16 protein-coding genes and 1 pseudogene are annotated in these 21,029 nt (G+C 71.5%); 5 read left to right on the top strand and 12 right to left on the bottom strand.

The window, feature by feature from the left end:
• The first annotated feature begins 49 nt into the window (after positions 1–49).
• Together PV682_RS01735 and PV682_RS01740 are read left to right on the top strand one after the other, a co-directional pair.
• Positions 50–1,723 carry a sensor histidine kinase gene (locus PV682_RS01735; RefSeq protein WP_319723192.1) on the top strand — a complete coding sequence of 558 codons (1,674 nt, stop codon included), beginning with the start codon at positions 50–52 and terminating at the stop codon, positions 1,721–1,723.
• The gene (locus PV682_RS01740) at positions 1,720–2,400 is read left to right on the top strand and encodes a response regulator (RefSeq protein ID WP_050372213.1); all 681 of its coding nucleotides are present in this window, start codon (positions 1,720–1,722) and stop codon (positions 2,398–2,400) included. The genes PV682_RS01735 and PV682_RS01740 overlap by 4 nt, the downstream gene beginning before the upstream one ends.
• A 222-nt stretch (positions 2,401–2,622) precedes the next feature.
• Here PV682_RS01740 and PV682_RS01745 read toward each other — a convergent pair whose 3' ends face one another.
• The 6 genes from PV682_RS01745 to PV682_RS01770 form a co-directional block, all read right to left on the bottom strand.
• Positions 2,623–4,215, bottom strand: coding sequence for a solute symporter family protein (locus PV682_RS01745; protein ID WP_055721802.1), 1,593 nt, complete (start codon positions 4,213–4,215; stop codon positions 2,623–2,625).
• A complete protein-coding gene (locus PV682_RS01750; RefSeq protein WP_079056931.1) occupies positions 4,212–4,766 on the bottom strand; it encodes a DUF485 domain-containing protein in 555 nt (184 codons plus the stop codon). Before PV682_RS01750 ends, PV682_RS01745 begins: the two co-directional genes overlap by 4 nt.
• Positions 4,767–4,845: 79 nt before the next feature.
• On the bottom strand, positions 4,846–5,538 hold the full coding sequence (locus PV682_RS01755) for a response regulator (RefSeq protein ID WP_407705581.1): 693 nt from the start codon (positions 5,536–5,538) through the stop codon (positions 4,846–4,848).
• Positions 5,539–5,552: 14 nt separating this feature from the next.
• Positions 5,553–6,707, bottom strand: a complete 1,155-nt coding sequence (locus tag PV682_RS01760; RefSeq protein ID WP_319723201.1) for a sensor histidine kinase — start codon at positions 6,705–6,707, stop codon at positions 5,553–5,555.
• A complete protein-coding gene (locus PV682_RS01765; protein ID WP_319723350.1) occupies positions 6,704–7,225 on the bottom strand; it encodes a DUF1453 domain-containing protein in 522 nt (173 codons plus the stop codon). The genes PV682_RS01760 and PV682_RS01765 overlap by 4 nt, the downstream gene beginning before the upstream one ends.
• Before the next feature lie 228 nt (positions 7,226–7,453).
• Positions 7,454–9,577, bottom strand: coding sequence for a DNA gyrase/topoisomerase IV subunit B (locus PV682_RS01770; RefSeq protein WP_319723203.1), 2,124 nt, complete (start codon positions 9,575–9,577; stop codon positions 7,454–7,456).
• Between the two features lie 442 nt (positions 9,578–10,019).
• Between PV682_RS01770 and PV682_RS01775 the strand changes: the two genes are divergently transcribed.
• On the top strand, positions 10,020–10,250 hold the full coding sequence (locus tag PV682_RS01775) for a DUF7455 domain-containing protein (RefSeq protein ID WP_055721807.1): 231 nt from the start codon (positions 10,020–10,022) through the stop codon (positions 10,248–10,250).
• A gap of 102 nt (positions 10,251–10,352) precedes the next feature.
• Here PV682_RS01775 and PV682_RS01780 read toward each other — a convergent pair whose 3' ends face one another.
• From PV682_RS01780 to PV682_RS01800, 5 genes are all read right to left on the bottom strand, one after another.
• Complete coding sequence (locus tag PV682_RS01780) at positions 10,353–11,219, bottom strand: serine protease (protein ID WP_319723205.1); 867 nt, start codon at positions 11,217–11,219, stop codon at positions 10,353–10,355.
• A 134-nt stretch (positions 11,220–11,353) separates the two neighbouring features.
• Entirely contained in the window at positions 11,354–12,901 is a 1,548-nt protein-coding gene (locus PV682_RS01785; protein WP_055721811.1) for an RNA polymerase sigma factor, read from the bottom strand.
• Positions 12,902–13,332: 431 nt separating this feature from the next.
• Positions 13,333–14,211 (bottom strand): FadR/GntR family transcriptional regulator, encoded by an 879-nt coding sequence (locus PV682_RS01790; RefSeq protein WP_055721809.1) that lies wholly within the window; start codon positions 14,209–14,211, stop codon positions 13,333–13,335.
• Between the two features lie 152 nt (positions 14,212–14,363).
• Complete coding sequence (locus tag PV682_RS01795) at positions 14,364–16,124, bottom strand: ATP-binding cassette domain-containing protein (RefSeq protein ID WP_319723206.1); 1,761 nt, start codon at positions 16,122–16,124, stop codon at positions 14,364–14,366.
• A 127-nt stretch (positions 16,125–16,251) separates the two neighbouring features.
• Complete coding sequence (locus PV682_RS01800; RefSeq protein WP_055725355.1) at positions 16,252–17,010, bottom strand: NUDIX hydrolase; 759 nt, start codon at positions 17,008–17,010, stop codon at positions 16,252–16,254.
• A 233-nt stretch (positions 17,011–17,243) separates the two neighbouring features.
• On the opposite strand from PV682_RS01800, the pseudogene PV682_RS44245 reads away from it, so the two are divergent.
• Positions 17,244–17,825: pseudogene (locus PV682_RS44245) on the top strand (TnsA-like heteromeric transposase endonuclease subunit); the annotation flags it as partial.
• Positions 17,826–17,857: 32 nt separating this feature from the next.
• Complete coding sequence (locus PV682_RS01805; protein ID WP_319723207.1) at positions 17,858–18,103, top strand: LysR family transcriptional regulator; 246 nt, start codon at positions 17,858–17,860, stop codon at positions 18,101–18,103.
• A 179-nt stretch (positions 18,104–18,282) separates the two neighbouring features.
• On the opposite strand, the gene PV682_RS01810 is transcribed toward PV682_RS01805, so the two are convergent.
• A complete protein-coding gene (locus tag PV682_RS01810; protein WP_319723208.1) occupies positions 18,283–20,682 on the bottom strand; it encodes a 2OG-Fe(II) oxygenase in 2,400 nt (799 codons plus the stop codon).
• Between the last annotated feature and the right edge of the window lie 347 nt (positions 20,683–21,029).

The following is a 21,029-nucleotide window of genomic DNA, read 5'->3' on the forward strand; positions in this document are numbered from 1 at the left end:
CCCGCCACACCCCTACGGCACCCCCACCCCGTCCACGTACCGTCAATGCATGAGCCCCGCTCCCCCCGCCCGCCGCCTGCGCCTCGGCCTCCCCCGGCGCGCCTTCTCGCAGATCCTGCTGATGCAGCTGTCGATCGCGGCAGGCGTGGTGGTGCTCGCGACGGGCCTGTTCCTCGCGCCGCTCAGCGACCAGCTCGACGACCAGGCGATGCGCCGCGCGCTGGCGATCGCGCAGACGACGGCGGCGATGCCGCAGTTCGCGGAGGACCTGAGGAGCAGCAGGCCGTCGGTGGACGGCCCGGTGCAGCGGGAGGCGGAGCGGATCCGCAGGGCGAGCGGAGCCGAGTACGTCGTCGTGATGAACAGGGCCGGCGTCCGCTGGTCGCACCGGGACCCGGACCAGATCGGCGGCGTCGTCTCCACGGACCCGCACAAGGCGCTGGCGGGCCGGGCGGTGATGGAGATCGACGAGGGCACGCTGGGCCGCTCCGCGCGCGGGAAGGTGCCCTTGAGGGACGCGGAGGGGCACATCGTCGGGGCGGTGTCGGTCGGCATCGAGTACGACAGTGTCCGCGCGCGCCTGATCCACGCGATCCCGGGCCTGTTCGCGTACGCGGGCGGCGCCCTCGCGGTGGGCGCGCTGGCGGCCTGGCTGATCTCGCGCCGGGTCCACCGGCAGACTCGTGACCTGGCCTTCTCGGACATCTCGGCGCTGCTGTCGGAGCGTGAGGCGATGCTGCACGGCATCCGGGAGGGTGTCGTGGCGCTGGACCGCGCGGGCCGGGTGCGGCTCCTCAACGACGAGGCGCAGCGCCTGCTGGGCATCGGCGAGGAGGCCGTGGGCCGCTCCCCGGACGACGCGCTCGGCGCGGGCCGTACGGCGGACGTCCTGGCCGGCCGGGTGACCGGCACGGACCTGCTCACCGTGCGCGGCCCGCGCGTGCTGGTCGCCAACCGGATGCCGACGGACGACGGCGGCGCCGTCGCCACCCTGCGCGACCGCACCGAGCTGGAGCAGCTCGGCCGGGAGCTCGACTCCACGCGCGGGCTGATCGACGCCCTGCGCGCGCTGGACCACGAGCACGCCAACCGGATGCACACCCTGCTGGGACTGCTGGAGCTGGAGATGTACGAGGAGGCGGTGGAGTTCGTCGGCGAGGTGGTCGGCGACCACCGGGCCACCGCCGAGGAGGTCGCCGAACGGATCCACGACCCCTTGCTGGCGGCGCTGCTGGTCGGCAAGGCGACGGTCGCGGCGGAGCGCGGCGTCGCCCTGAAGGTGTCCGACGCGACCCGGCTCCCGGACCTGCTGGTCGATCCCAGAGGGCTGGTGACGATCGTGGGCAACCTGGTCGACAACGCGCTGGACGCCGTCGCGGGCACCATGCACGCGCGCGTGGAGGTCGAGTTGCGTGCGGAGGGGCGTACAGCGGTGCTGCGCGTGCGGGACACCGGTCCGGGGATCCCGGCGGACAAGCGCGAGGTGGTGTTCACGGAGGGCTGGTCCACCAAGCAGCCCCCCGCGCACGGACGCCGCGGCATCGGGCTCTCGCTGGTGCGCAGGCTCGCCGAGCGGCAGGGCGGCAGGGCTTCTGTGGGCGAGGCGCAGGGCGGTGGCGCGGAGTTCACCGTGGTCCTGCCCGACGCGCTCTCCGAGGGCGCCCCGAAGGCCGTGCCGGCCGCCGCCACGCGTCGCGCCGAGGCCGAGGAGGGTTCGCGATGATCGAGGTCCTGGTCGTGGACGACGACACCCGGGTCGCCCGGGTCAACGCCGCCTACGTCGAGAAGGTGCCGGGCTTCCGGGTCGCCGGACAGGCGCACAGCGCGGCCGAGGCGCTGCGCCTGCTGGAGCTGCTGCCCCGCGTGGACCTCGTCCTGATGGACCACTACCTGCCCGACGGGACCGGCATCGGCACCGTCCAGGAGATGCGCCGCCGCGGCCACCAGGCGGACGTCATCATGGTGACGGCCGCGCGGGACGTATCGACGGTCCGCTCGGCGATGCGGCACGGTGCGCTCCAGTACCTGGTCAAGCCGTTCGCCTTCGCGGGCCTGCGCGCGAAGCTGGAGGCGTACGGCGAGCTGCGCCGCACCCTGGACGTCGGCGGCGAGGCCGAACAGGCCGACGTGGACCGCATGTTCGGCGCGCTGTCGGCGCCTTCGGAGCCCGGCCTGCCCAAAGGGCACTCCCCCACCACCGCCGAACTGGTGCGCCAGTCCCTGATGCACGCCGACGGCCCGCTGTCCGCGCAGGAGATCGCCGACCGCACGGGCGTGAGCCGTCAGACCGCCCAGCGCTACCTGAAGCTCCTGGAGCGCACCGGCCGCGCGCGCCTGACCCTCAAATACGGCGACGCGGGCCGCCCGGAACACCGTTACGTGTGGGCGACCCGCGCCTGAGAGCACGGTTTCGTTGAGCGTCTTGACGAGTACCGCATGTCGTGATGAGTACCGTGCACCCTTGATGGATGCATGGACCAACTTCCCGACGGGTCATCAACATCGTCCATCTGTACAGACGACTCGCCCACCGGGACCGCGTGCCTGGGCCGCGCCATGACCCAAGCCCCGCGGCCCGCCGTACGACCGGTCCCGCGCCGTACGACGGTGAAGGCGCCGTGGCTAGACGGCTCCCGCTCCGGTCAGCGAACGCACCTCCGTCTCCGCGTGCCGCGCCTCGTCGGGCTCCTCGGACGAGGTGACCGTGCCCAGCCAGCCCGCGAGGAAGCCCATCGGGATCGAGACGATGCCGGGGTTCTGGAGCGGGAAGAACTGGAAGTCGACGCCGGGGACGAGCGATTCGGGGCTGCCCGAGACGACCGGCGACAGCACGACGAGGACGAGCGCCGGGACCAGCCCGCCGTAGACGGCCCACACCGCGCCGCGCGTGGTGAAGTTGCGCCAGAACAGCGAGTAGAGCAGCACCGGCAGGTTCGCGGACGCGGCGACGGCGAAGGCGAGGCCGACCAGGAACGCGACGTTGAGCTCACGTGCCAGGATGCCGAGCGCGATCGCCACGATGCCGATGCCGACCGCCGCGACCCGGGCGACCGCGACCTCACTGCGCTGCTTGGCGTGCTTGCGGCGCAGCGAGGCGTACAGGTCGTGGGCCACGGACGCCGAGGAGGCGAGGGTGATGCCGGCGACCACCGCGAGGATCGTCGCGAAGGCGACCGCGCCGACGACCGCGAACAGCACCGCGCCGCCCATGGACTGGTCCCCGCCGCCGAGATCGAGGGCGAGCAGCGGGACGGCCGTGTTGCCGGCCGCGTTGGACTGGCGCACGGTGTCCGGTCCGACGATCGCCGCCGCGCCGAAGCCCAGCACGATCGTCATCAGGTAGAAGCTGCCGATCAGGCCGATCGACCAGACCACCGAGCGGCGTGCCGCACGCGCGGTCGGCACGGTGTAGAAGCGGGACAGGATGTGCGGCAGGCCGGCCGTGCCCAGCACGAGCGCAAGGCCGAGGCTGATGAAGTCGAAGCGCGACGTCCAGTCCGCGCCGTACTTCAGGCCGGGGGCCAGGAAGTCGATGCCGTGTCCGCTGCGCTCGGCCGCGGTGAGCAGCAGCCGGTCGAAGTCGCCGTGGAAGCGGACCAGGACGAGCACGGTCAGCGCGATCGTGCCGCCCAGCAGCAGGACCGCCTTGACGATCTGGATCCAGGTGGTGGCCCGCATGCCGCCCAGCGACACGTAGATGATCATGAGCGCGCCGACCCCGATGACGGTCCACACCTGGGTCGCGGCGCCGCTGCTCCCCAGCAGCAGGGCGACGAGGCTGCCCGCGCCGACCATCTGAGCCACCAGGTAGAAGATGGACACGATGACAGAGGAGGCGCCCGCCGCGATCCGTACCGGCCGTTCGCTCATCCGCGCCGCGACGACGTCCGCGAGCGTGAACCGCCCGCAGTTGCGCACGAGTTCGGCGACGAGGAGCAGGACGACCAGCCAGGCGACGAGGAAGCCGACCGAGTAGAGCAGGCCGTCGTAGCCGAACAGCGCGATCAGGCCGGAGATGCCGAGGAAGGAGGCGGCCGACATGTAGTCGCCCGCGATGGCGAAGCCGTTCTCCATCGGGGAGAAGAGCCGCCCGCCGGCGTAGAACTCCTCGGCCGAACCGTGGCGGTTGCGGCTGACCCAGGTCGTGATGCCCAGCGTGACCGCGATGAACACGCTGAACAGCACGAGGGCCAGGGTCTGATGAGTACCGCTCACGGCTTGCCTCCCTTCACACCGCGGGTCAGTTCCTGGGTGTCCCAGCGCAGGTCGAGGGCGGCTCGGTCCCTGCGCAGCCGGGCGTGCCTGGCGTAGGCCCAGGCCAGCAGGAAGGTGGTGAGGAACTGGCCGAGACCGGCGACCAGTGCCACGTTGACGGCGCCCACGACGGGCCGGGCCATGAATCCGGGCGCGGTCGTCGCCGCGATGACGTACGCCACGTACCAGAGGAAGAAGCCAATGCCCGCCGGAACCACGAACCGCCGGTAGCGGCTGCGTACTTCCTGGAAGGCGGCGCTGCGCTGGACGGCGAGGTAGACCTCCGCCATCGCGTCGCGGCCGGCCTCCTCGTCACGGGGGGCCGGGACCGCCGGCACGGGGTCGCTCGCCGGCTGCGCTCCCGGCCAGTCGGGGGCCAGGGCGTCGTACCAGGGATCGTCGTACCGCACGCCTGCCGGCTCTTCGGGGACCGGGGGCCGCACCTCGCGGTGCTCGCGTGCTCTCTCGGGACCGCCCCCGCCACTGCGGGCTCGGTCGTTGCTCAACTGCATACCCAATGATGGACAGAACGGGAAGATCCCCTACTCTCTTTCCCGCTTTCTTCACCCCATCAAGCGACAATGGGCCGACTTATCCCATTTCCGATTTTGGTGGTTTTACCAACCCCTTTCTGTATGCGTAACTCACCGCCTGCGCGCGGTCCTTGAGGCCCGTCTTGGCGAACAGGTTGTTGATGTGGGTCTTCACCGTCGTCGTCGAGACGTGCAGCCTGCGGGAGATCTCCTGGTTGCTGAGGCCGTCGGCGATGAGGATCAAGACCTCGGTCTCTCTGAGCGTCAACCCGTCGGGCGGCCCGGCCGGCTCCACCGGCTCCGGTTCGGGCTCCGACAGCCGCTCCAGCAGCCGCCGTTGGATGCTCGGCGACAGTCCCGCGTCCCCGGACAGGACGCTGTGCACGGCCCGGACGATCTCGTCGCCGCCCGCGTCCTTCGTCAGGTAGCCCCGGGCGCCCGCCTTGAGCGCCGGGAACAGCGACTCGTCGTCCGCGAACGTCGTGAGCACCACGACCTGCGTCCCGGGGTGCTCGTCCCTGATCCTGCGGGTCGCCTCGACCCCGTCGCAGCGAGGCATGCGCAGGTCCATCAGCACGACGTCCGGGGCGAGTTCGGCGACCAGCCGCACCGCGTCCTCGCCGTCGACCGCCGCGCCCACCACCTCCACCTCGGGCAGCAGCCCGAGCAGCGTCACGATGCCCTCCCGGACGACCGTCTGATCGTCCGCCACCAGCACCCGCGCGGGCCTGACCCGCTCCCCTTCCATCATGTCCGTCGTATCCGTCATACCGGCACCCTCAGCCTCACCGCGAACCCTTCCTCGTCCGGCCCCGCCTCCAGCGAGCCGCCCAGCAGTTCGGCACGCTCCCGCATGCCGAGGAGACCGTATCCGCCCCCCGCGCCCGCCAGTTCGCCCGGCGAGCCGCCCGAGTCCCGCACGTCCAGGGCCACTTCGCCCGGGCCGTACGCGAGCCGGAGGCTGACTTTGGCGCCCGGGGCGTGCTTGCGGACGTTCGTCAGGGCCTCCTGCGCGACCCTGCGCACGGTCTGGGACGCCTCGACCGACAGCGGTCTGCGTTCACCCTCCACGGTGACCCTCGCACCGTCCGTCGCGCGCACCAGGCCGGTCAGGAAGTCCTCCAGCGGGGTCAGGTCGCCGCGCAGCGCGGACAGGGCCTGGCGGGTCTCGTCCAGGCCGTCCCTGGCCATCCCCCGCGCCGCCACCACCCGCTCCAGGATCTGCTGCCGGTCGGCGCCGCGCTCGATCAGCAGGCGGGCCGCCTCCAGGTGCACGAGCTGAGCCGAGAGGCTGTGCGCCAGCACGTCGTGGATCTCCCGGGCGATCCGGGCCCGCTCCGTCAGCGCGGCAGACTCCGCCTCGGCCGCCCGCGCGGCCCGCTCCTGGGCCAGCAGCCGCGCGGCGTTGCCGCGCGCCTCGGCGTCCAGCCGCAGGGTGTAGCCGACCAGGGCCAGCGCGCCGAGCGTGGCGGCCGTGGTCAGCCACATGTCCTCGTTGACCACGGCGAACGCGCTCAGGGAGACGGAGGCGAACGGAAGCGCGGCACCCAGGGGAAGCCGCTGGAGCCCGACGACGGCGCAGCCGCACCACAGGACGAGCGCCGGGGATCCGAACCCCATCGCCTCAGCCGCGACCGCGATGGCCAGCAGCAGCGCCAGGAGCAGCATCGACGGCCACAGACGGTGCGCGAGCGTCGTCGCGAAGAAGGCCCTCGCGGCGCCGGCGGCGACGAGAGCCATCCCCACGCCCGCGGCCAGGTTCCAGCCGTGGGCACGGGAGTCGCCGTCGAAGGCGCTCCACAGCATGACGCCGATCAACAGCAGCCGCAGGGCCCAGCCCAGCGAGTTCCTGACCGGGGAGTTCCCCTTGCGGGCGAGCGCCTCCGGGGACGGCCAGCGCATCCATGGGTTCTCCGTCACACCCGCTCCCTCGTCTTCCAGGACCCCTGGTCACCGTACGACGGCGAGGGGACGTGGATACGGGCGAGCGTCCGCGCGCGGTGGGTGACGAACCCGGCGCGCACCAGCAGCATCGCCGCGAGGGACAGCAGCAGGGCCGCGCTGTGCAGGTGGACGCCGAGGGCCGCGCCGAGTCCGAACAGGCCCACCCTGAGGACGACACCGCCGACCCACACACCCAGGCTCGCCCTGGTGCTCCTGCTCCAGACGACGCCGTCCTCCTCGACCCACATCCGGGTCGTCCAGGCCCAGCCGGCGCCCGACACGAGCCCGATCAGCACCTCCACGGCGAGCAGCACACCCGAGGAGACGCGGTGACCGGCGTCCAGCAACCCCGGGTCGCGCAGCGCCACGACGGCGAGGATCCCGGGCACCAGCCACCAGCGCCGCTCCCCGTCGACCGGCGCCGCGCGGAACTGCCGCGCCAGCACCAGGGCGACCACCACCACGATCACCAACGCGTTGACGAGCCCGGCCATCACTGCCTCCGTGAGCGGAACGAGGACGCCGGCGACGACTGCCGCCGACACCATCGAAGCTACGGAAACGGAAGGCCCAGGAGATCGGAGCCAGGGTGGATCAAGGGTGGACTTATCCACCCCCGCCCTCTCCACCCCTGGGTGGAGAGCCACCCCCGCCGACCTGCACCCCGACGACATCCGAACCCGGCACGAACGAACCGCGCCGGCCCCAGCCGAGCGCAGCGGCTACGCGTCGATCCGCGACCGGTCCAACGTAGCCGCCGAGCTGGAGATGAACTCCTTGCGCGGCGCCACGTCGTTGCCCATCAGGAGGTCGAAGACCTGCTCCGCCGCCTCCAGGTCGGACAGGTTGATCCGCCGCAGCGTCCTGTGCCGCGGGTCCATCGTCGTCTCCGCCAGCTGGTCCGCGTCCATCTCGCCGAGGCCCTTGTACCGCTGGATGGAGTCCTTGTACCGCACGCCCTTGGTCTGGAACTCCATGAGCTTGTCGCGCAGTTCGCGGTCCGAGTACGTGTAGACGTACTTGTCCTGGCCCTTCTTGGGCTGGACGAGTTCGATGCGGTGCAGCGGCGGCACCGCGGCGAAGACGCGCCCGGCCTCGACCATGGGCCGCATGTACCGCTGGAACAGGGTCAACAGCAGGCAGCGGATGTGGGAGCCGTCCACATCGGCGTCGGTCATCATGATGATCTTGCCGTAGCGGGCGGTTTCGAGGTCGAAGGTCCGGCCGGACCCCGCTCCTATGACCTGGATGATCGCGCCGCACTCGGCGTTCTTCAGCATGTCCGTGACGGACGACTTCTGGACGTTGAGGATCTTGCCGCGGATCGGCAGCAGCGCCTGGAACTCGGAGTTGCGGGCGAGCTTGGCGGTGCCGAGCGCGGAGTCGCCCTCGACGATGAACAGTTCGCTGCGGTCGACGTCGTCGCTGCGGCAGTCGGCCAGCTTGGCCGGCAGGGAGGACGACTCCAGGGCGGTCTTCCTGCGCTGGGCGTCCTTGTGCTGGCGGGCGGCCACGCGTGTGCGCGCGGCGGCGACGACCTTCTCCATGACGACCCGCGCCTGCGCGGCGGCGTCCCGCTTGGTGGAGGTCAGGAACGCCTTGAGCTCCTTGGAGATGACCTGGGTGACGATCCGGCGGGCCGCAGAGGTGCCGAGAACCTCCTTGGTCTGGCCCTCGAACTGCGGTTCGGCGAGCCGGACGGTGACGACGGCGGTGAGGCCCTCCAGAGCGTCGTCCTTGAGGACGCCGTCCTCGGCGACGCGCAGGAGCTTCTTGGCGCGCAGCACCTCGTTCATCGTGGTCGTGACAGCCTGCTCGAAGCCGGCGACGTGGGTGCCGCCCTTGGGCGTGGCGATGATGTTCACGAACGACTTGAGGGTCGTGTCGTAGCCGGTCCCCCAGCGCATCGCGACGTCCACCCCGAGTTCGCGAGTGACCTGGGTGGGGGTCATCTGGCCGTGCTCGTCGAGGACGGGGACGGTCTCGCGGAAGGTGCCCTGGCCGGTGAAGCGGAGGATGTCGCAGACCGGCTTGTCGGTGGCCAGGTACTCGCAGAACTCGCTGATCCCGCCGTCGAAGCGGAAGGATTCCTCGCCCTTGCTGCCGCCCTCGCCGAGCCCGAGTTCGTCGCGGACGACGATGGTCAGGCCGGGCACCAGGAACGCGGTCTGGCGCGCGCGCTGGTGGAGGTGCTCCAGGGAGAGCTTGGCGTCCTTGAGGAAGATCTGGCGGTCGGCCCAGTAGCGCACGCGCGTGCCGGTGCGGGCCTTGGCGACCTTCTTGGTCCTGCGCAGTCCGCTCTGCGCCTCGAACCCGGCGTCGGGTCCGGCCGCCGCGAAGGCGCCGGGGACGCCTCGGCGGAAGCTGATCGCGTGGGTGCTGCCGCTGCGGTCGACCTCGACGTCGAGCCGGGCGGAGAGGGCGTTGACGACGGAGGCGCCCACGCCGTGCAGACCGCCGGAGGCGGCGTAGGAGCCACCGCCGAACTTGCCGCCCGCATGGAGCTTGGTCATCACGACCTCGACGCCGGACAGGCCGGTCTTGGGCTCGACGTCGACCGGGATGCCGCGGCCGTTGTCGCGGACCTCCACGGAGCCGTCGTCGTGCAGCACCACGTCGATGTGGTCGCAGAAACCGCCCAGCGCCTCGTCGACGGAGTTGTCGATGATCTCCCACAGGCAGTGCATCAGACCGCGGCTGTCGGTCGATCCGATGTACATGCCCGGGCGCTTGCGTACGGCTTCAAGTCCTTCGAGGACGAGCAGGTGCCGCGCGGTGTAGTTGGAGCCGTCCCGGTCTGCTCCTGCCAGCAGCGCAGTGGACGGCACGGACGTATCGGCGGTCACGCGGTTCGCTCCTCGCTGAATTTCAGGTGGGGCCCTTCTGGGTAAGGGCACGGCTTCGGTCGCCGTCAAGAGGGTACCGAGGCCAGGTAGAGCCGTTGTCACGCCACCCTCGTCTGGAGTCAGACTAGTCCAGAGTCGCATGCGTGTTCGATCGCCCGATGGAGTGAAGTACATATCACGTTCCCTTCGAGGCATGAACCATTTAGGCTCCGGGCACGTCCTCAAGAACGAACCGGCAATCCCGCCGGGAGGACCGACCACATGATCGACAGCGCGAAACCGTAAGCACACAAGAAGCGCAATACGGCACATTCGCCGCCAAACCGGCAGCAGACAGCCGCCTCGAAAGATTTTTTCGAGGGAAAGCCGCAAGCGGGAACGTTTGAGGCTGGTTGGATGTTGACCCTGGTACGACAGCTCGTCGAGCTAGAGAAGAGGCGACGTGACTACTGTTCTGACCCCCGCGAGCCCGCTGACGGCCGGCGATCGCTGCGACCGCTGCGGCGCCCAGGCCTACCTTCGCGTTGTCCTGGCGAGCGGCGGAGAACTGCTCTTCTGCGCCCACCACGGCCGCAAGTTCGAGCCGGAGCTCAAGAAGATCGCCGCCGAGATACAGGATGAGACGGAGCGGCTGACGGCCGTTCCCGCGACCGCCTCCGAGGACGAGCGCTGACCTTCGGCGTTCACGACGAGCCAGAACCGGCATAGGCCGGCGTACGGGCGGCGGCCCCTGGAGACAGGGACCGCCGCCCGTACGCGTACCCGCCGAAGCCGCTCAGCGCCCGCCTGACGGCCCGGCGGGCCCTCCCGACCCCGCTGGACCGTTGAGGACTCTCAGGACGTCGGAGACGCGCGTGTAGACCCCCGGACTGCCCGGGCGTCCGCAGCCGCTCCCCCAGGACACCAGGCCGACCAGTCTGCCCCGCGCCACCAGCGGCCCGCCGCTGTCTCCCTGGCAGGCGTCCCGGCCGCCCCTGACCTCCCCGGCGCACAGCATCGTCCGCGCGATGTAGGCACCCTCGGACCCGCCGGGGTAGGCCCGCTCGCAGCGCGCGTCGGCCATGACGTGCACCCGCGCGGCCCGCAGGCTGTGCGCGTACTCGCCGTACCCGGAGACGTCGCCCCAGCCGTAGACCGTGGCCTCCGTCCCCGCCTCGTACGCCGGGTCCCCCGCCGGGGCCGCCCCGATGAGCGACGTCTCGGGCAGCGGCTCGGCGAGGGTGAGCACGGCGAAGTCGCCGGAGTTGCTGGAGCGGTCGTACTCCGGGTTCACCCAGGTGCTCTGGACGGCGATCTCCCGGCCCGCGTCCGTGTACAGGTCGGTGCGGCCGGTGACGACCTTGAAGTCCCGCACCCGGTCCGGGGGCGCGCCGAGCACGTCCTCGCCGACGCAGTGGGCCGCCGTCAGGACCAGGGTCGGCGCGACCGCGGCGCCGCCGCAGAACTGCCCCGACCGGGTACGGCCGAACCGGTCACGGCTGGACAGCGCGACCGTCCAGGGGCTCTGGGAGACGTCGACCGGGAACCCGCCCACGACGATGCCGTCGGAGGCCGCCGGGGCGGCGTTCACCAGCGGTATGGCGACGGCCGCGGTAGCCAGGACCAGCGGCCGGGCGAGCGCCCGGACCAGGGGAAGACGCATGCAGGATCCTTACTCTGGGATGGGTACCGGAAACCCAGAGTGAGCGACCGCGCGGGAGCGCGCACGCGCGCGTACGACGACGGAGGCCCGGTTCCTTCCAGGGGAACCGGGCCTCCGTCGTCGTACGGACCTGTCTAGTCGAGGTAGTCGCGCAGCACCTGGGAGCGGGACGGGTGGCGCAGCTTGGACATGGTCTTGGACTCGATCTGGCGGATGCGCTCGCGGGTCACGCCGTAGACCTTGCCGATCTCGTCGAGGGTCTTCGGCTGACCGTCGGTGAGACCGAAGCGCATGGAGACGACGCCCGCCTCGCGCTCGGACAGGGTGTCGAGGACCGAGTGCAGCTGCTCCTGGAGGAGCGTGAAGCTGACCGCGTCGGCCGGGACGACGGCCTCGGAGTCCTCGATGAGGTCACCGAACTCGCTGTCGCCGTCCTCACCCAGAGGGGTGTGCAGGGAGATGGGCTCGCGGCCGTACTTCTGGACCTCGATGACCTTCTCGGGGGTCATGTCGAGTTCCTTGGCCAGTTCCTCCGGGGTGGGCTCGCGGCCCAGGTCCTGGAGCATCTGGCGCTGCACGCGCGCGAGCTTGTTGATGACCTCGACCATGTGCACCGGGATACGGATGGTGCGGGCCTGGTCGGCCATCGCGCGGGTGATCGCCTGACGGATCCACCAGGTGGCGTACGTGGAGAACTTGTAGCCCTTGGTGTAGTCGAACTTCTCGACCGCGCGGATCAGACCGAGGTTGCCCTCCTGGATGAGGTCCAGGAAGAGCATGCCGCGGCCGGTGTAGCGCTTGGCCAGCGAGACCACGAGGCGGAGGTTGGCCTCCAGCAGGTGGTTCTTGGCGCGGCGGCCGTCCTCGGCGATGATCTCCAGCTCGCGCTTGAGCTTGGGGGCCAGCTTGTCGGCGTTGGACAGCTTGTCCTCGGCGAACAGGCCCGCCTCGATGCGCTTGGCGAGCTCGACCTCCTGCTCGGCGTTGAGGAGGGGGACCTTGCCGATCTGCTTGAGGTAGTCCTTGACCGGGTCGGCGGTGGCACCGGCGGCGGCGACCTGCTGGGCCGGCGCGTCGTCCTCGTCCTCGTCGGAGAGGACGAAGCCGGCGCTCTCGGTGCCCTCGGGCTCGTCACCGGTCTTGCCGGCGCCGGGCGCCTCTTCGAGGACCTCGTCCTCGAGGAGCTCGACGTCGTCCTTCTTGGCCGCGGTCTTCTTCGCCGCGGTCTTCTTGGCGGGGGCCGCCTTCTTCGCGACCGCCTTCTTCGCGGCGGGCGCGGCCTTCTTGGCTGCGGCCTTCTTCGCGGGCGAGTCCTCGGCGTCGCCGGCCACCGCGGCGGCCGGAGCGGCCGTGGTGGCGGTGGCCTTCCTGGTGGTCACGGTCTTCGCCGCGACCGTCTTGGTGGCGGTGCGCTTGGCCGGACTCTTCGCTGCGACGCTCTTTCGGGTGCGCTTGGGCTCTGCGGCACTGACCATCAGCGTCACACCCTCTTCCTCAAGGATCTGGTTGAGGCTGCGCAGTACGTTCTTCCACTGAGTGGCCGGAATCTGGTCAGCTTCGAAGGCCCGACGCACATCGTCGCCGGCGATCTGCCCCTCAGCCTTTCCCCGCTCAATGAGCGCCATGACAGAGACGGACTCGGCGATCTCCGGCGGGAGCGTACGGGATGTGCTGGCCGACACGAACAACCTCTCGGAACGTTGGAAAACGGCTTCCGGCCCCGTCCACTGCGGACAGGAGCCGACCACCGGCCTTGGGGATGGGCCGACGGGCGGGCGGGGGGCCGGGAGAATGCACAGCGCCGTGAACGGCGTCCGTATTCCCTCCTCGGCTGTCACCTCTTAGGTCATCGCGCTGTTCCCACGAGCGTTACGCCCAATCTACGTGGCCCGAGTCACACCCCGTAAGCGCTCAAAAACGGTCAGACATGGTCAGAGGAGGCCGCATCCGTGATCGCTTCATGATCGAAGCGCTCTCCCACCATGCCGCACCGTCGGACTCCGCAGGGCCCGCGAGGGGTCCTGCGGAGTCCGACCGGAGGGCGGGGCACCGGCCCGGAGGGACGCCGGAGGGGGGAAGAGCGTCCCGGGCCGCACCGCCCGCGAGGGCGCGGTCAGTGCTCGCGCGGCGCCGGGACCACGCGCTCCACCTCGGGGTGGACGGTGAGCAGCTGCCGCATCGCCGCCTCCGCGCCCGCGGCGTCGCCCGCGGCGAGCGCGTCGACCATGCGCGCGTGGTGCGCGAGGGACGCCTCGTTCGGCCGGTCGCAGCCGGTGGCCGGGCCGCCGGAGACCTGGAGGGCGGAGGAGACGATCCCGGAGAGGTGCTCCAGCATGCGGTTGCCGGCGACCTGGATGAGCAGGGTGTGGAACTCGGCGTCCGCGCGCGAGTACGTCAGCGCGTCGCCCTGCGCCATGGCGTGCCCCATGATCTCGACCATGTCGGACAGCCGCTGCTGGACGTCCTCCCGGCCGTGCCCGGCGGCCAGGCGGGCGGCGAGCGGCTCGATGGTCCAGCGCAGTTCGGTCAGCTCACGGCGCTGGTCGTCGCGCTGCGGGCCGAAGGCGCGCCACTCGATGATGTCGGGGTCGAGCAGGTTCCAGTCGCTGACGGGGCGCACGCGCGTGCCGACGTTCGGCCGGGCGCTCACCAGGCCCTTGGCCTCCAGGACACGCAGCGACTCGCGGACGACGGTGCGGGAGACCTCGAAGCGCTGTCCGATCTCCTCGGGCACCAGGGGGCGGTCGGCGCCGAGGTCGCCGGAGACGATCATCTGCCCGAGCTGCTGGACGAGTTGGCCGTGCAGCCCGCGCCCGCGGCTGCCGGTGGCGCGACGGCCCACGCGGCCGAGGTCGGAATCGACGCCGTCCCAGACGGGAGAGCGGTCGGCGGGGGGCTCGGCGTAGGGGTAACGGTCGAGTTCGCCCGGGGCGGCCAGACCGGAGTCGGCGGAGCGGGCGGCGGTCATCATGGTGTGCGCAAGGGTACTCACGGATCTTTTGTCGGCGTCGGCCCCAACTCCCTTGAGGGCTTTGGTGAAAAGCACACGAAAGGGTGATCGCTCACCCCGTCGGAATTGACGCCTTATCGGAAAGAAATGGGCTTTCTGGGGGGAGTTGTGCGCACCGCACGCGCGGAGGGCCGTCATCGGACCCGGCCGCGCAGGGTGGTGAGCAGGTACGCGCACAGCAGGGTGGTGAGCGACAACGCCAGTGCGCCGCCCACGGGTTGGGCCACCACGCGCGCGACGGCGTCGAGGTAGCGCTCGCCGCCGAAGGGCCAGCGCAGCAGGAACAGCTCGCGCGCCCGCGCGAGCATCCCGGCCGCCGTACGCACGGACGTGCCGGCCGACAGCCGGTGCAGCAGCGGTACGACGGCGACGGGTACGGCGAGCACGGCCGCGAGTCCGGCGGTCGTGGACCGGAACACGCCGGCCGCCAGCACCCCGGCCCAGGCGCACCCGACCACGAGGCCGGCCCAACTCGCGCCGAGAGCCGGCCAGTCCGCGGGAACTTCCGCGACCTCCCGTCCGTAGACCAGGTAGAGCGCCTCGGCGTCGCAGCCCACGGTGAGGAAGGCCAGCAGCAGCGCGGTGAGGGCGGCGACGAGGAGCTTCGCGGCCAGCAGCCCCAGCCGCCGGGGCACGGTGCCGCGGTCCGCGGCCAGCGCGGGGTGCCGGAACTCGTCCCCGAAGGCCAGCGCCCCCAGCAGCCCCGCCCCGAGGGCCGCCGGAGGCAGCGGCGACTGCGCGGGCCACGCCGCGAACAGCCGCGCCTGCGGGGTGTGTCCGAGCCGGGCCAGCAGCAGCGCGGTGACCACGGAGACGACCAGCGTCCCCGCGCCGACGAGGAACCCCGTGCTGATCCCGCAGGCCCGCCGCAGTTCGTAGCGCAGGGGGCGCAGGGGCGTCGGCGCGGAGCGGACGGAGATGGGGGGCGGGAGGGGGGAGGCGTCGTGCGCGCGCGGTTCGGGCTCGGCGCTTCCGACGGCGCCGTCAGCCGGCTCCGCGTCGGCGTCCTCGCGCACCCCGGGCCCCATGTCCCCCACCTCGTCGGCGAGTTGGTGGACGAGGATGCCGGTACGGAAGGCGACGTCCCCGATGTCGGCGCACGAACTGCCGTACACGGAGAGATGGTTGCCGTCCTCCTGGACGACCTCGACGGAGCGGCGGGTGGTGCGGGCGTCCTTGGTGAGTTCGGCGGCGAGGCGGGCGGCGTGCGGGGTGCGGACGGCGACGCGGGGGCGCAGGCGGGTGCGCGCGAAGGCGGGCGCGTCCTGGTCGGCGGCGACGCGGCCCCGGTCCAGGGTGACGACGCGGTCGGCGGTGCGGGCGGCCTCCTTGGGGTCGGTCATGGCCAGCAGAACGGTTCCGCCGTGGCGGGCGTGGGCCGTGAGCATGTCGTACAGCCAGCGGCTCTCGCGCGCGCAGAGGCCGTCGGCGGGGTCGTCGAGGACGAGGGTGTGGGGGTCGGCGAGGAGGGCGCAGGCGAGGCCGAGGCGGCGGTCCATGCCCCGGGAGAGGGCGGCCAGGCGCTCCTCGCGCAGGCTCACGAGGCCGACCGCTTCGAGGACCTCGTCGGCCCGCCCGGCCGGGACGCCGGTCGCCGCGCACAGCATCCGCAGGTGGCCTCGGACCGTGCGGCCCGGGTGCCCCGGTACGTCGCCGAGGAGCACGCCGACCTCGCGCGCGGGGTGGGCGATGCGGTGCAGGGGGCGGCCTCTGAAGTACGTGACGCCACGGCCCTGCTGGAGTTCGAGCATGAGTCTGAGCACCGTACTCTTGCCCGCCTCCGGGGCCCCGAGGAGCACCGTGACATGCCCGACGCGCGCCTCGAAGGAGACGTCGTCGACGGCGGGAGGGAGATCCTTGCGGGGGATACTGGTCAGTCCGAAGGCCTGGATCACCCGCAGCAAGATAGCGCCCTATTTGGGGTTTTTCAGGCAGCGCACGGCCGGGCGCACCGAGCCCGGGGGCACAGTGGGGCTCAGGGCAGGCCGGTTGACGGCGAGGCGGCGCTCTTCGGGGTACTCCTCACACCTCGGGGCGCAGCATCGGCGGGTTGAGCAGCGTCGCGCCGCCCGCGCGGAAGAGCTGGGCGGGCCGGCCGCCCTGGCGGGTGGTGGTGCCGCCCGTGGGGACGAGGAAGCCCGGTGTCCCGGTCACCTTGCGGTGGAAGTTGCGCGGGTCGAGGGCGACGCCCCACACCGCCTCGTAGACCCGGCGCAGCTCGCCGACGGTGAACTCGGTGGGGCAGAACGCGGTGGCCAGGGAGGAGTACTCGATCTTGGAGCGGGCGCGCTCGACGCCGTCGGCGAGGATCTGCGCGTGGTCGAAGGCGAGCGGCGCGACGGGGTCGCCGTCCCGGCCGTAGCCGCCCTGCTGGAGGAGTTCCTCGACCGGCGCCCAGCGGGCGTTGCTGGCGTCGCCTCCCGCGCGCGGGGCGGGCAGGTCGGGGGCGAGCGCGAGGTGGGCGACGCTGACGACGCGCATGCGCGGGTCGCGCTTGGGGTCGCCGTAGGTGGCGAGCTGTTCGAGGTGGGCGCCGTTGTCCTGGGCGGGGACGGCGGGTTCGTGGGCGTGCAGCCCGGTCTCCTCGGCGAGTTCGCGCGCCGCGGCCTGCGACAGGTCCTCGTCGGCCCGTACGAAGCCGCCGGGGAGCGCCCATCTCCCCTGGAACGGCGGTTCACCCCGGCGGACCGCCAGCGCGCACAGGGCGTGGCGCCGCACGGTCAGCACGACCAGGTCCACGGTGACGGCGAAGGGCGGGAAGGCTGACGGGTCGTAGGGCATGCGGCGATCTTAGTCGTCTCCCTGACGATAAACACTCCCTTCGCCGGTCATGGCAGGCTCTAGGATCCGCGGTTTCGTGAGCAATTCCGCGTGATCATGAGCACTGATCACGTTCAGTGGTTCTCGGTGTCGATCACTTACGATCTTGCGGTTTGCGTGGAGTGAGCGCTTCGCACCGTTCAAGCATGGCGACGAAACGCCCGCGCAGGGCCCGCAGCAAGCACGCGATCCCGATGGCATCAATCCGGTACGTGGACGGAACGACACGTGAGGTCCCCGTCTCTCAACTCCGGCTGAAGCATTTCACCGAGTCCGAGCCGTGGCGTCGGGTGCGTTCGGTCCATGGCATGGCGCACTACTCGGGCGACTACGCCTGTGCGACGACGGGTGGTCAGGTCGTCTACGAGAGCCGTCTGGAGCTGGCCCGTCCGCTGCTCGCCGACTTCGATCCGGCGGTGTGCGGGATCTATGCCCAACCCTGCCGCATGGTGGCGCGGGTCGACGGCAGGGTGCGCAGTCACGTCCCGGACTTCCTCCTGGAGATGCGTTCGGGAACGGTGCGAGTCGTCGACGTCAAACCGGCCTCGCGGCCGGATGACCCCAAGGTCGTGCAGGCGCTGGCCTGGCCGGGGGCAGCTGATCGAGCGGCACGGCTGGGAGTACGAGATCTGGTCCGGGGCGGAGCGGACGCTCCTGGAGAACATCGGTTCCTAGCCGGGTACCGGCATCCCCGAGTCGTGCCTGAAGACGAGGTCGAGCGGGCCTGGCGGCAGGTCATCGACGGCGAGGAGATGGCCATCGCCGAGCGTCGTCTGGCCGGCGACCGCAAGCCTGAAGGGCCCTGTTGGTGGCGGGACACCCCTCACTTCGCGCGGCGGCCCTCGCCCTGGGCCTCCCCCGAACCTCGCTCACCGGGCACCTCCGGATGCTGGAGGATGCCGCCGGCTTCGCTCTGTTCGATCACCGCGAGCGTCCGGTCACCGCGCCCCAGCGCGGCCAAGTCCTCCTCGATGAGACCCGACAGCTGCTGGCCATGCTCGACGCGGCGACGCGCAACGGAGCCTTCTCGGACAACTCACCCGCGCCGCGGTGAGCGAGGGCGACAGGCACAACGACACCGCACCGGACGCCACCGGGCTCTTCGACACCACCACCATATGGGCTTGCCTGGGCGGCCAGAGCGAGACCACGCCCAGGAGCGAAATGCACCGCCGCCGTGCCTTATCGGCACGATGAGGAGATCGGGTTCGTCCCACGGGCGCCGGTCAGCCCTCAGCCGCGTGGCCTGGGCCACTTCTCCTGGAGCCAGGTCAGGTCGGTCTCGGCGCGGGAACGGGCCGCCCGCTCGCGGGTGAACACCGCGTCCGTCTTGGCCAGGACCAGGGTGTAGGGGCGTCCCTGGCGCCGGGTGGTGTGGGAGACGGGCAGGCCGGCGAGGTCGATGCGGCTGTGGATGTGGCGGCGCTTGTCCTTGGCGAGCGGCCACTCCATGGTCCTGCGGGTACGGGAGGTGAGGAAGTTGTCCAGGCCGGGGCAGAGGTCGCAGTCGGATGGGCAGCCGCGATCCGGGGTGAGGGACCAGTCGTCCGCCGCCCGGACGGGGCGGGCCAGGGCTGCGGTCAGCCGGGTCTCGCAGTGGTCGGCGAGGGACTGGAAAGCGCGGGCCGCCGGGGTGCCGTCGCGGACGCCGGCCCGTCGGCGGGCCGCGGTACGCAGGGACGGGAGCAGGCATTCCAGTACGGTGTCCGGGCGGCTGCGTAGAGCGGTGGTGATCATTTCGGCGGTCTCGGGACCGGCCACCCGCAGGATGTGGGCGAGCGGGGTGCCGAGCCGCTCCAGGGCCGCCTGGCGCTCCTTCTCCCGACCGATGCCGAGCCAGCCGGTGAGCTGCTGCTCGAACGCGCGCCAGACCCCCTCGGCCAGTGGTGTGGCCACCCCGTCTCCGTCACCGTCCACACTCCGCAGCGCGGCGCCGAGGCCAGGCAGGGTTTCGAGCCAGGCGCCCCGGTCGGCCCCGGTGTAGGCACCGGCCGGGTCGAACCAGCTGTCGACGACTCCGCGTGCCCACGTCCGTCCGTACCGTGCGGCCGCTTTCGCGAGATCGGGGGCGTGCCGCTCGTCCAGGGTCTCCACCCCGAAAGGCGCGAGGAGCATCGCGGCGGTGTCCGCTTCCTCCACTCCCACCGCGACGCCCAGAGCCGCGGCGAAGAGCGGGGCTGCCGCCGGGCCCGAACCGTGGTGGTTCCAGATCGGCGCGAGCGACCGGGCGAGCGTACGCGCCAACTCCAGCTCCCCGGCGTCCAGGCGGCCCTGGAGTTCCCGCACGGCTTGCGCGGAGCCTGCTTCGGCACGTGCCACGAACGAGCGCTGCCGGGGCCAGAGCACCACCGCGGCCCGCCGGTACCAGCGGTCCAGGGTGTTGCCGTAGTTGCCCATGTAGCCCTCGTACTCGGACTGGTAGGGCGTGAGGTCCTTGGTCGCGGTGGTGGCGCACACCTCGGCGTACGGAACGGGCAGCGAGATCTGCTCACCGCCGGCGTGCTCGGGGCGGGTCCACCAGCCCAGGGTGATCTCGTCGTCGATCAGGTCGGTGAGCTCGTAGTCGGAGAAGTCGCCGCTGCGGCGGCGCTCGGCGCCGGGCTCGCCGTCGGGGTCGAGAAGGCACTCGCCTTCACACTCATCGTCCTCGCAGTCGTCGAAGTGCTCGACCTCGCCGTAGTAGTCGTAACGGTCGTAGGGGGGTTGGGCGTCCCAGGTCTCCTTCACCTCCGCGAGGGCGAGGACCGCTTCGCAGTCGGCCTGTCCGGCGGCCTGGCGGAGCAGGTCGGCGCGGGTGGCGTCGACGCCCTTGAGACGGTCCCAGTCCAGGCCTCGCTGGGTGTACTCGTGGTCGAGGAGGTAGACGAGCCGGCCCGGCGGCTCGGGCTTGGTGCGGCCGTAGCCGTAGCGGTCCTCGGCGGGCTGGGTGAAATGCTCGGTCAGGCACTGGGCCAGGTCCGCCACCGGGCTGCCGCCAGGTTCGCCGACCGGACGAACGGGCTCGGCGAGCAGGTTCATGGTGAGGGTGATGCGGTAACCGGAGGTGACGGGCTTGACCTCGTGGCGGCAGTCCGCGTAGAAGGCGGTAAAGGTCAGCCGTTCCCTCGACGCCTTGTACGTGACGGAGCGGCCGGCGTGTTCGACGACGAGTTCGCCGCCGGTGTGGTGCGAGGGCAGCGAGACGACGAGGCTGCCCACCATGGAGTCCTCTTTCTCGGAGTCCTGGTGCGGCAGGAAGAACTGGCCTTTGCCGTAGACGAGGAGCGCGTGCGGTTCGGCCCGCAGGATGGTGGTGGGCGGAAGGCCCAGCGCGGTGCGGACCCCGTCGAGGACACCGCTCAGCGTGGGCTGCCAGTCGGGGCCACCCAGGGTGAACCGGTCCGGAGTGATCTCCCAGGTGTCGCGGACGCCGGTGTCGGACAGGGTCTGCTCCCCGCGCCCAAAGCGGGCCTGCCGGGCCTGGGCGATCAGCTTCCTGGTGACTGGGGCGCGTACGGGGAGCAATAGGTCACCGACGCCGTCGACCGTGATACGCAGCGCGCGGGCGGGCATCTCGATACGGGTACTGAAGTCCCCGCGCCGCTCCGAGCTGTCCAACAGCTCCGCCAGTCGCTCCCGTGCCCCTTGCCCCATGACGCGTTCGTCCCTCTACTCGGCGGCGTGCCGTCCCGGATCTTCCGAAAACCCTAGCGTTACGGAAGGTTCCCGCACCCGGATGGCGGAAGGCCCTTGACATCCCGATTGCTCGCAGGATGGCGGACATGACCGCCGCTGCGGGAGAGCCCCTGGGGCGGAATACGTCGCGTGGGCCTGGCGCCAGCCGGCCGCTGAAGGTCCGGTGGCGGACTTCACCGAGGGCAAGGACGGTGACCAGCCGGGCCAGTCTGATCTCGGTGTCCCGGTGCTGCTGCTCGTTGAGCCGAACGCCCTTGAGCGGGACACGGACGGCGGCTACGGTCATCCAGCCGCTGATGGAGCCC

This window comes from Streptomyces niveiscabiei (genome assembly GCF_033794345.1).
Lineage (GTDB): Bacteria > Actinomycetota > Actinomycetes > Streptomycetales > Streptomycetaceae > Streptomyces > Streptomyces niveiscabiei.

What these genes read in the sequence shown, in the direction of transcription:
- PV682_RS01735 (WP_319723192.1), top strand. Translation starts at nt 50, where the DNA reads ATGAGCCCCGCTCCCCCCGCCCGCCGCCTGCGCCTCGGCCTCCCCCGG.
- PV682_RS01810 (WP_319723208.1), bottom strand. Translation starts at nt 20,682, where the DNA reads ATGGGGCAAGGGGCACGGGAGCGACTGGCGGAGCTGTTGGACAGCTCG.
- PV682_RS01740 (WP_050372213.1), top strand. Translation starts at nt 1,720, where the DNA reads ATGATCGAGGTCCTGGTCGTGGACGACGACACCCGGGTCGCCCGGGTC.
- PV682_RS01780 (WP_319723205.1), bottom strand. Translation starts at nt 11,219, where the DNA reads ATGCGTCTTCCCCTGGTCCGGGCGCTCGCCCGGCCGCTGGTCCTGGCT.
- PV682_RS01755 (WP_407705581.1), bottom strand. Translation starts at nt 5,538, where the DNA reads ATGATGGAAGGGGAGCGGGTCAGGCCCGCGCGGGTGCTGGTGGCGGAC.
- PV682_RS01750 (WP_079056931.1), bottom strand. Translation starts at nt 4,766, where the DNA reads ATGCAGTTGAGCAACGACCGAGCCCGCAGTGGCGGGGGCGGTCCCGAG.
- PV682_RS01800 (WP_055725355.1), bottom strand. Translation starts at nt 17,010, where the DNA reads ATGCCCTACGACCCGTCAGCCTTCCCGCCCTTCGCCGTCACCGTGGAC.
- PV682_RS01765 (WP_319723350.1), bottom strand. Translation starts at nt 7,225, where the DNA reads ATGGCCGGGCTCGTCAACGCGTTGGTGATCGTGGTGGTGGTCGCCCTG.